Origin of the sequence: Acinetobacter sp. YH01019, from assembly GCF_013420285.1 — a bacterium.
In the GTDB taxonomy this organism is placed as follows: Bacteria; Pseudomonadota; Gammaproteobacteria; order Pseudomonadales; family Moraxellaceae; genus Acinetobacter; species Acinetobacter gandensis.
The window spans coordinates 1-10,436 of sequence record NZ_VOYM01000088.1 but is presented as its reverse complement, the minus strand read 5'-3'; the positions used below and the strand labels follow the sequence as shown (position 1 = coordinate 10,436).

Annotated in this window: 9 protein-coding genes; 6 read left to right on the top strand and 3 right to left on the bottom strand. The window is 42.1% G+C overall.

Translation table 11 applies throughout. The features are described 5' to 3' along the window. Nucleotides 1-299: 299 nt before the first annotated feature. A complete protein-coding gene (locus FTT84_RS15220) occupies nt 300-920 on the top strand; it encodes a TetR family transcriptional regulator C-terminal domain-containing protein (protein WP_067761845.1) in 621 nt (206 codons plus the stop codon). Nucleotides 921-991: 71 nt separating this feature from the next. Here the strand turns inward: FTT84_RS15220 and FTT84_RS15215 are convergent, their stop codons facing one another. From FTT84_RS15215 to FTT84_RS15205, 3 genes are all read right to left on the bottom strand, one after another. Continuing rightward, a complete protein-coding gene (locus FTT84_RS15215) occupies nt 992-1,558 on the bottom strand; it encodes a 5'-methylthioadenosine/S-adenosylhomocysteine nucleosidase (protein WP_162270465.1) in 567 nt (188 codons plus the stop codon). 139 nt (nt 1,559-1,697) lie between these two features. Further along, entirely contained in the window at nt 1,698-2,774 is a 1,077-nt protein-coding gene (locus tag FTT84_RS15210; RefSeq protein ID WP_067761780.1) for a Rieske 2Fe-2S domain-containing protein, read from the bottom strand. Between the two features lie 218 nt (nt 2,775-2,992). Then, on the bottom strand, nt 2,993-4,141 hold the full coding sequence (locus tag FTT84_RS15205) for a TDT family transporter (protein WP_180081454.1): 1,149 nt from the start codon (nt 4,139-4,141) through the stop codon (nt 2,993-2,995). Between the two features lie 209 nt (nt 4,142-4,350). Here FTT84_RS15205 and ribF point away from each other — a divergent pair, with 209 nt between their 5' ends. The 5 genes from ribF (at nt 4,351) to FTT84_RS15180 (ending at nt 9,939) form a co-directional block, all read left to right on the top strand. Further along, on the top strand, nt 4,351-5,352 hold the full coding sequence (ribF, locus tag FTT84_RS15200) for a riboflavin biosynthesis protein RibF (protein WP_180081456.1): 1,002 nt from the start codon (nt 4,351-4,353) through the stop codon (nt 5,350-5,352). A 63-nt stretch (nt 5,353-5,415) separates the two neighbouring features. Next, nucleotides 5,416-8,262 (top strand): isoleucine--tRNA ligase, encoded by a 2,847-nt coding sequence (ileS, locus tag FTT84_RS15195; protein WP_180058486.1) that lies wholly within the window; start codon nt 5,416-5,418, stop codon nt 8,260-8,262. After that, entirely contained in the window at nt 8,255-8,794 is a 540-nt protein-coding gene (lspA, locus tag FTT84_RS15190) for a signal peptidase II (RefSeq protein WP_067761789.1), read from the top strand. The genes ileS and lspA overlap by 8 nt, the downstream gene beginning before the upstream one ends. Beyond that, a complete protein-coding gene (locus tag FTT84_RS15185; protein ID WP_180058487.1) occupies nt 8,787-9,269 on the top strand; it encodes a peptidylprolyl isomerase in 483 nt (160 codons plus the stop codon). The genes lspA and FTT84_RS15185 overlap by 8 nt, the downstream gene beginning before the upstream one ends. A gap of 127 nt (nt 9,270-9,396) precedes the next feature. Next, a complete protein-coding gene (locus FTT84_RS15180) occupies nt 9,397-9,939 on the top strand; it encodes an NADPH-dependent FMN reductase (protein WP_067761795.1) in 543 nt (180 codons plus the stop codon). The last annotated feature ends 497 nt before the right edge of the window (nt 9,940-10,436 follow it).

Below are 10,436 nucleotides of genomic sequence, written 5' to 3'. Positions count from 1 at the left end.
TTTCATGTACTTATATTAACAATCAAAACTCAAGAAAAATAGTCCTTAGTTAAATCAAACGACACTTCATGTCGTGTCGCTTATATCTCTGACCTGAAGGACAGAGTTTTACGCTCCATTTGATAAATTAATTCTGCCAAAAAATGTTTTTTTAGCATTTTATGGCATTCGTCGTAAATATTTAAAGAACGAACAGAATAAACTGCCATTATTCATAAAATTACAAACTTTCGATGTGCACAAATCTGATGATTTGCCGTACAATTCAATATTCCCTTTTCATTTTCTTAAAAGAGCTGATGGAACAAAAAAAGAGTACCCAGAAACGCCACCAGTTGCTCAATGCGGCACTGGATGTCTTTTCCCTGTATGGCTTTAATGGTGCCAGCCTGGATGAGATCGCGCAGATTGCAGAAATGCATAAATCGAATATTTTCTATTATTATGAAAATAAAGAAGCGCTTTATGTTGAAGTTCTGACTACTGTGCTACAAAAGTGGCTCGCTCCACTTCAGATGCTTGAAGCTGAACTTGAGCCTGAAGAAGCAATCACCAATTATTTATTGCAGAAAATTGAAGTGTCTCGCACTCAACCGAAAGCATCGCGTTTGTTCGCACTTGAAGTCATTCAGGGCGCACCGCACATTATTGAAATCCTAAAAGGACCGCTAAAAAAATTGGTGAAACGTAAAGCCAAAGTGATTAGCAACTGGCAGGAACAAGGCAAAATTTCGAAAGAAATCGACCCAGAAATTTTCATTTTAAACATTTGGGCAATTACGCAAAATTATGCGGACTTTGCAACACAAATGGAAATGGTTACCGGTAAGACATTACGTAATCGCAGTATGCAACAGCGTATTATTCAACACACTGTACACATGATGCTTTACGGAGCAATTCCACGTACTGAAAAATAGTGGAACATACAGGTCATATTGGCATACGACCATAGCCACCTATGGTCGCCGACCGGTTTTTCCTCATGTTATTATTTTACTGTTTGATATAATTCTAATAATTTTTTTGCACCTAACAATAAGTTTTCTTCCCAATCCAGATGTGCTGTGTCATTCGCCCCATCAGTAATGTATTTGACTGAAACAAAGCGGACACCCAGCTTTTTGCATACTTTCGCGATTGCGTAGCCTTCCATATCGACAAGATTACACGGTACTTTCGGCAGCCCAGTTTCAAAGCTGTCGCCAGTACCACAAATACCTTTGGGTAATTGTGCAAACATGGTTTCAGGTATGATTGCCGCAGGATGATCTTGATCCATTGGGGTTACCCCAACGTCAAAACCCAGTGGTGAAACATCCATATCACGTTGAACAAACTCAGCAACTTCCACCAAAGCATGTGCATCAAAGTGTGAACTTCCTGCCGTACCTAGGTTTAATAACGTGCTACAACCGGTTTTTTGGATCACTTCAAAGGCTTTAAATGCTGCATTGACCTTCCCGATTCCGCTGTAATGCACATCAATGCCTGCCGCTTCAAACAGACCTTTAGATTCATTAGGCAGCGCCATAATTAATGCGATTTGCTGACTCACATGTAACTCCTGAAATTCTTCCGCATTGATATAGCACAAATTGCGCGTCTTGCCCTGCCCATTAAAAATTAAATCTAAATTTCACCTCATCTTCGGTCGTTTTTCTTAAGATTCACAACGCCAAATCATCATCGACTGGTTAAATTTGAAATTGCATGGGGCGTTTTCCAATAAATGAAGGCGCAAGCTGCTGATCATGGCGCAGTGCATCGAGGATTTTTTCTAAAGCAATATGTGCCATATCACCTCGTACACTATGGGAATGTGTCATCGGCATATTTTCCAGCCCTTTACGACGTGCTGATAAAATTTTAATGTCTTGATTATTCACTACCCACGTGTAGGCATTTACCGCAGGCATTAGGGCTTTGGCTATCAATTTTGGAATTGGAAACTTATAGCTGACACAGGTATAAACCCGTGATTCATAGGGCCCTACCGGACTAATTAAGCTATTAAACACCATACCTGAAGGCTCCCCCCAGTGATATTCCACCAAAGTGATATTAGGCGCAATAAAGCTGTCTCGATGCACCTGCTCTGCACCATGCGGGTTGGTCAACCAAGGCATCATGCCCACATCTGCATCATGATCATGGTATTCCACTACCACCTTACGTGGCTCTACCTCAATGGTCGCATCAACAGCTTTACCAGATTCAGAACGGAACCAGCCTTCATGCACAAATATGGTATGAGTCACATCCATAATGTTTTGCGCGACCGCTCCCATTTCTCCATCATATTTACCAACCATGTAATAACTCAGCCACCCTGGCTGGTCGTAAAATGGCAATTTAAATACTGCAGGTCTTTGATTTTCAGGTTTCTCCCCGAGGTAAATCCACACCACTCCATCTTGCTCACATACGTCAAAACTACGTTGCTTAAAAGGATGCGGTTTTTCTGGAAAGAATTTGCCGTTCACACTCGGAATATAAGCCACATGACCATCAGCTTGATATGACCAACCATGGTAAGGACAAGAGACACAACCATTTTTTACTTTGCCATCGGATAGCGGTACACCACGATGCACACACTGATCTAATAAAGCCGCGGCACGACCATCTTTTTTGCGGAATAGGACGATTTTTTTACCGTATAGGGTCGCTGCGAAAGGCTGATCTTTTTTCAATTCTTTTGACGTACAAGCCACATACCATTCTTCTAATAATCCTTTGGCGTTGTCCCAAAATTCAGTTTGAGCACACATAAATATTCCCTATTTTTCATTTTTTGTTTTAATTCATCGGATTCAATCGCATGAACCGAAATACGCGCAAATTTTATACATCAACATTTGGCTTGAATAGCAGAATAACGTAACAACCGTACAAAGGTACACAAAGCCTATATCTACATCTATAGCACTACATTTGCAGCCCAGCATGGGGCTGGCTGCATATGTATAAACGCTACGTGCTTGGTATTTTAAGTGGTCGTTTTTACAGTGATATAAGTTTTAAGACAAGGAGAGAAAAACAGTGTGCCGCGGTAAAAACCTTGGATGGTTTTACTAATCACCATCAACCAGAGTGCACAGAGGAGTATAGCCAAGCTGTTGCCACAAAGCGCAATACTATGTAGTTGGGTTTGTTCGGCTAAACTCATTACGGCTAGGCTAAATACTCCTAATGGAAACGTCATTGCCCACCATCCCAGATTAAAGGGCAAATCACCTAGATGTTTGAGCGTGGTTAATATCGCAATGCCCAACCACCATAGACCAAAACCCAGTAAAATGAGTGCAGCCAATATTCCACCTTGTTGTAAGATGGGGCCTAAACTCTCCAGATTCACAGCGGTTAAAATACGAGGTGCTTGTTCACCCAGCAGCAATAAAGCAAGCGCACCTGTACCAATTGGTCCCAAAGCTAACCAACTGCTAATCGCCATATCTTTGCTTGGCAATTGATGCAAAGCCAAACGCAATAGCAGAATGGTTAATATGCCAAAAGCAGGCAAAACTGAAATACCCCACAGCACATAACTGCCCAATAGAATATTTGCTGCATGGCTATCTGCGGGTAGATGCGCTAACAACAGTGCACCTGAACTGGCTGCGACTTCACACGCCACGATCGGGAGTAACCAAACGGCCGTCATCCCTTGTAGCGCATGCTGTTGACGACTAAACATCATAAAAGGAACACACCAGGCAATGGCCACTGCCAATAAGACATCCACATACCAAAGATATTCTGCCCACAATAGCAAGGTTGTAAGATGCTCTAGAGCATATAACGTTGGGCCGAATTTTAAAGCGCCATTAATTAAGGTCGCTAATGCCATCGGAATAGCGCCTAAAAATAAGCTCATCACAGGATGTTTAAAAATTAGCTTGGCTTCTTGTGGATACAACACCCAACGACATAAATACAGCACGCTAAATAAAATAAATAACCCCACATTGATCTGCCATAGTCCTGCGCCCAATGACCACATCAGCTGCGATGCAAAAGGCAATTGCGGTAAAATGAGTGCCACAACTCCTGTCCCCATCACTACGGTGAACCAGTTTGGAGTAAAATGACGAATCAAGTCTTGTTTATGCTGTAGTTGATAAAATGGCATTTTCATCGCAGGATGCTCATCAAAATGGATTACACTTAGTCTAGCCAAAATCATAAATAAGAAAAATTTATTAATATTTATTTTAAGTATCATTTTAATTGATATTAAATTCATCACTGCATAAAAAAACTTGAGTAAAAACACAACAACAAGACGAACGCAGAAGATTATGGCAATATATAGCCCTTAAACATTTTCAACGATTTGATTCGCCCATGAAGCTGCTCCGCCTGAATGCTTTAGCGCCTAATGCCTTAACTGACAAAACTGCCGTGACCATTGGTAATTTTGACGGTGTGCATTTGGGTCATCAGGCCATGATTCAGCAGCTGAAAACTGTCGCAGAACAGCAGGACTTAAAAACTGCGGTCATGATTTTTGAACCGCAACCGCTTGAATTTTTTAAAGCTTATGATGCCCCTCCACGTATTTCTTCATTACGTGAAAAAGTTGAATACTTGAGCGAACTTGGTGTTGACTACATTGTAGTGGCTAAATTTGATGACGCCTTTCGTAATTTAAGTGCGGAAGAATTTGCGGACCAACTCAAGTTTAAACTCAATACGCAAAGCTTAGTTTTGGGTGAAGATCATCATTTTGGTAAAAACCGCCAAGGCAATAGCCAATTCCTACGTGACTACGGTTTTAATGTTACCGACTTGCAAAATGTTGAAGTCGATGGCGAACGTGTCAGTTCAACATTGGTACGTCAAACCTTACAAGCGGGTAATTTAATGTTGGCGGCAAAATTATTAGGCCGCCCATATAGCATCACTGGCCGTGTGCAATATGGTGATCAAATTGGTCGTACCATTAATTTCCCCACCATCAATGTGCGTTTAAACCGTCATAAACCCTGTTTAAACGGCATTTATGGTGTTGAAGTGGTCTGCGAAACCACTTCCCTCCAAGATAAAGTAAAGTCCGATCAACCTGAAAAATTGGGTGTTGCAGGTTATGCTCCAACTGCATTGTTTGGCGCAGGCCATGTCGGCACACGTCCGGCCATTAAACAGATCCATCCTGAGTGGCGATTAGAAGTACATTTCCCTGATGTTTCTGCTAATCTGTATGGCCTGTTAATGCGGGTGACGTTCTTGAACTTTTTACATGGCGAAAAGGACTACCCTTCGCTTGAAGCACTTAAAGCTGGAATTGATGATGATGTCGAAAAACTCCTTGAGTTTCGCCATAAGCACCCTCATTTTCCATTTTAAACCCTAATTATTTAATGTAAAACGCGTCAGTCAACTGGCTGATAAATTTGGAAGACAACTTGCATGAGCGATAAGCAAACTCCTGAAAATGCAGTGGATTATAAAGCCACGCTAAACCTCCCAGGTACTGAATTTGCAATGAAAGCAAATCTCGCAGTACGTGAAGCGAAATGGTTAGAAGAGTGGTATGCCGACAACATTTATCAGCAGATTCGTGCATCGCGTATTGGCAAGAAAAAATACGTTCTTCATGACGGCCCTCCGTATGCCAATGGTCAAATCCATTTAGGTCATGCAGTCAATAAAGTCCTAAAAGACATCATCATTAAAAGCCGTGTCATGGATGGTTTTGATGCGCCTTATGTACCAGGTTGGGACTGTCATGGTCTTCCAATCGAACTTAAAGTAGAAGAAAAAGTCGGTAAAGTCGGCGTAAAAGTTGATGCATCTACTTTCCGTAAAGCATGCCGTGAATATGCTTACACACAAGTCGAACTACAAAAGAAAGACTTCGTGCGTATGGGCGTGTTTGGTGATTGGGACAATCCATACTTAACGATGAACTTCAAACAAGAAGCTGACATCGTTCGTTCATTAGGCGCAATTGCTAAAGCGGGTCATATCGAGCCAGGTTTGAAACCTGTGAACTGGTGTTTGGACTGTGGTTCAGCACTTGCAGAAGCCGAAGTTGAATACGAAGATAAAAAATCAGACGCGATTGATGTCGGTTTCAGCGTTGTTGATCTCGCTGATCTTTCAGCACGTCTAGGTGTTAGCGTTGCTGACCGTACAGACATCGTGATTTGGACCACTACACCGTGGACCATGCCTGCCAACCAAGCGGTTGCACTCCATGCAGAAATTGAATACCAATTGGTAAAAGCAACGGGTGAAGACAAAGCAGCTCAAAACTTCATTCTTGCGAAAGACTTGGTTGAATCTGCAACTGAACGTTATGGCTTTAATCAGGTTGAAGTGATTGCTGAATTCGCAGGCGCAAAACTTGAAAACTTATTGTTGCAACATCCGCTTATCGCTGAGCGTCAAGTACCTGTGATCTTGGGTGAACACGTCATTGCAACCAGTGGTACAGGTGCCGTACATACCGCGCCAGGCCATGGTGTGGACGACTATAAAGTCGGCTTACAGTACAACTTAAAAGTTGAAAACCCTGTCGGTGGTAATGGTGTGTATTTACCAACATCACCAATCTTCCCAGGCGAGCACATCTACAAAGCCAATCCAAAAATTATTGCGGCATTGACTGAAGCAGACAAGCTTTGGGCACATGTAGTCATCAAGCATAGTTACCCACACTGCTGGCGCCATAAAACACCAATTATCTTCCGTGCGACACCACAATGGTTCATCAGCATGGACGCGAAAGGTTTACGCCAAAAAGCATTGAATGCGATTGAAAATGACATCAGCTTTGTACCAGATTGGGGTAAAAACCGTATTCAATCGATGATTGATGGTCGTCCGGACTGGTGTATTTCACGTCAACGTACTTGGGGCGTGCCAATTCCATTCTTCGTACATAAAGATACCAACGAATTGCACCCACGGACACCTGAATTGATTGAAGAAGTTGCGAAACTGATTGAACAAGAAGGTATTGATGGCTGGTATAACCGCGATGCAGCAGAGTTCATCGGTGATGATGCGGAAGCATACAACGCCGTACGTGACACCCTAGACGTATGGTTCGACTCAGGCACAACGCACTTTGCTGTACTTCGTGAACGTGAAGAATTAACAGACCCTGCTGATTTGTATCTTGAAGGTTCAGACCAACACCGTGGTTGGTTCCAATCTTCATTATTAACGTCGATTGCGATTAATGAACGCGCGCCATACAAAGGCTTGTTGACGCACGGTTTCGTGGTGGATGAAAAAGGCCGTAAGATGTCAAAATCAATCGGTAACGTGATCACACCGCAAGACATCATTAAAGATATGGGTGCAGACGGTTTACGTTTCTGGATCGCATCTGCGGATTACCGTTATGAAATGACGGCTGGTAAAGAAATCTTTAGCCGTGCATCTGATGGTTACCGTCGTATTCGTAACACGCTTCGTTTCTTGCTAGCGAACTTAAATGGTTTCAAACCATCGACTGATGCATTGCCTGTAGATCAATTGATCGCGCTTGATCAATACATCTTACAACGTGCCGCTGACGTGCAGAAAACCATTCAACAAGCTTATGAAGATATGAATTTCCATATCGTGACCAATGCGCTGACTAACTTCTGTATCAACGACTTAGGTGGTTTCTACTTAGACATCATCAAAGACCGTCAATACACCACCAAAGCAGACTCGGCAGCACGTCATTCAGCACAAACTGCGCTGTATCACTTGGTACAAGCGTTTGTACGTTGGATGTCGCCTATCTTGAGCTTCACAGCACAAGAAGCATGGCCGCTCATCCCTGAGCAATCAGAGAAATACGTATTCACGACTGAATGGTATGACATTCCAACTGCATCAACTGCCAACGTGGTGTCAGAAGCAGAATGGCAAACCCTCATTGCAGTGAAATCTGCGGTGAACAAGCACATTGAAGCTGCGCGTAATGCAAAAACAGTCGGTTCTAACTTATCTGCAAAAGTAGAACTTTGGGCATCTGAAGAGCTCAAGACTGTACTTGACCGTCTAGGCGATGAACTACGTTTTGTGCTTATCACCTCTCAAGTAATTGTGAATGCATTTGATGCAGCACAAGGCAATGAATCTGACCTTGAAGGTTTACGTGTCAACGTATCTGCTGCTGACGGTGAAAAATGTGCACGTTGCTGGCATGTTCTTCCTGATGTAAATACACATCACGAACACCCAGGTCTTTGTTCTCGTTGTATTATTAACCTTCCTACAGGTCAAGGCGAAGAGAGAAAATATGCCTAATCCACAAGAAAAAAAGGGCTTATTCCAATTCTACCCACACAATTTGGTGTGGGTGGGTTTATCCATTGTTGCGATTATTCTCGACCAATGGACCAAATGGATTGCAAGTACGCATCTGAATTATGCAGACCCTGTACCTGTAACGCCCTTTTTAAATTGGACATTACTGCATAACTATGGCGCAGCCTTTAGTTTCTTGTCCGATGCCGGTGGATGGCAACGTTATTTCTTTACCTCACTAGCAGGTATTGTGTCTGTGATCTTTGTATTTTGGCTCATGCGTATGCCAAAAACCGTGAAAGTGTTACCGATTGCGATTGCCCTAATTTTAGGTGGTGCAATTGGTAATTTGATTGACCGTGTAAGCCTAGGCTACGTGGTTGATTTCATTCACGTGTACTACAACAATAGTCACTTCCCTGCTTTTAATATTGCAGATAGTGCCATTACCCTTGGCACCATCTTGCTTCTTATCGATACGTTTTTCTTAGAAAAACACCGAATTCAACGTGCGGAAGCGCAAAATGACTGATTTTATTAATCCAAACGAGGAAACTCGTATTGAAGATGGCTCTAAAGTCGATCTTCATTTTTCTGTCGCAATTGAAAATGGCGTAGAAATTGACAATACTCGCAGCCGCGAAGCACCTGTAAGCCTCGTTATGGGCGATGGCAGCTTACTTCCAGGTTTTGAAAAAGCATTGTTTGGTTTACGTGCTGGTGACCGTCGTACGGTTAGCCTGCCACCAGAAGATGCTTTTGGCCCATGGAATGCTGAAAATGTACAAAAGTTTGATACCGTAAAATTTGATCCAGCACCTGTGGTGGGCCATATGATCGAATTTGAAGACAAAGCCAAACAAAGCTTATTTGGCGTGATTAAAACAGTCGGTGAAGACTTTACTGAAGTTGATTTTAACCACCCATTGGCGGGTAAAAATATTACTTTTGAAGTAGAAATCTTCAAAGTGACACCTGCGGGTCAACAAGGCATCAAAATTATTTAATCGATTCAGTTCGATGACTCTAAAAGCGCCCAAGGGCGCTTTTTTTATATACTGAATGCTATTCGATACACATTGATTATAGTTATTTAGCTGAATTCAGATTAATTTAATAAAAATGGAACATTTCATGAAACTTTATATTATTGTCGGCAGTGTCCGTGAGGGGCGTACAGCACTGAAAATTGCAAAATGGTTGCACTCAGAAATTGAAAACTATGACTTTAGTACTGTTCAAACTGAAATTGTTGATTTAAAAGAGTGGGATCTTCCAATTTTCGCGGGTGCAAATCCACCCTTAACCGGTATTTATGACCAGCCCAAACAACAAGCTTGGGCAGACAAAATCGCTCAGGGTGACGCCTTTATTTTCATTAGTCCTGAATATAACCACGGTTATAGCCCCGCCCTCAAAAATGCACTCGATTACTTAGGTAAAGAATGGGCAGGAAAACCTGCAGCTTATGTCAGCTATGGTGGTACCAACGGTTCACGTTCTATTGATCAAATACGTCAAGTGGCAACACAGTTGGGCTTAATTGATAGCAATGCGGTCGTTGAAATTCGTGATATTTTTGCCCGTAACCGTACTGAACAATTTGAACCGAATGAATTTGATAATAAGGCAGTAAAAGCAGCCTTTGATAAGCTTGTACAGTACGTCAGTGCTTAATTAAATATTGAACAATCTTGTACGCTCAGACTTACAAAGTATTCGGCTGTTTGCGGCTATTCAGTCAAATAGATTCAATTTATATTGAAGACATACAGAGACAGGACGTCACTGAATATAAAACAACAATGATAAGACAAAAAAGCAGGACGCTTACGGTAGGACAGGAGTTATACCGCTAGAAAGAATCCGAAAAAGCCTCGACAGGATGTTGGGGCTTTTTTCGTTTCAGCCTGATCCAAATACAATTTGAACCGCAAAAGCCACCGCCATACTGAAGGGCAATGGCTCGTGTTTTAGAAGATGATTCTATTCAATTATTTTTTAGAACTTTCAACAATCAAACGTGTCACCAAATATAAGCGTGGCAGAGACTGTAAATTAAATTGTGTAATTGCCTGAATTTGCTATGTTCATATTCACAACGGAGTCAGGCAACATGATGAACGAACAAAAACTAAAAGACCTTGCAGCAGAATTTGCTAAAGGAATCAAAA

What these genes read in the sequence shown, in the direction of transcription:
- FTT84_RS15220 (WP_067761845.1), top strand. Translation starts at nt 300, where the DNA reads ATGGAACAAAAAAAGAGTACCCAGAAACGCCACCAGTTGCTCAATGCG.
- FTT84_RS15210 (WP_067761780.1), bottom strand. Translation starts at nt 2,774, where the DNA reads ATGTGTGCTCAAACTGAATTTTGGGACAACGCCAAAGGATTATTAGAA.
- FTT84_RS15205 (WP_180081454.1), bottom strand. Translation starts at nt 4,141, where the DNA reads ATGAAAATGCCATTTTATCAACTACAGCATAAACAAGACTTGATTCGT.
- ribF (WP_180081456.1), top strand. Translation starts at nt 4,351, where the DNA reads ATGAAGCTGCTCCGCCTGAATGCTTTAGCGCCTAATGCCTTAACTGAC.
- ileS (WP_180058486.1), top strand. Translation starts at nt 5,416, where the DNA reads ATGAGCGATAAGCAAACTCCTGAAAATGCAGTGGATTATAAAGCCACG.
- lspA (WP_067761789.1), top strand. Translation starts at nt 8,255, where the DNA reads ATGCCTAATCCACAAGAAAAAAAGGGCTTATTCCAATTCTACCCACAC.
- FTT84_RS15185 (WP_180058487.1), top strand. Translation starts at nt 8,787, where the DNA reads ATGACTGATTTTATTAATCCAAACGAGGAAACTCGTATTGAAGATGGC.
- FTT84_RS15180 (WP_067761795.1), top strand. Translation starts at nt 9,397, where the DNA reads ATGAAACTTTATATTATTGTCGGCAGTGTCCGTGAGGGGCGTACAGCA.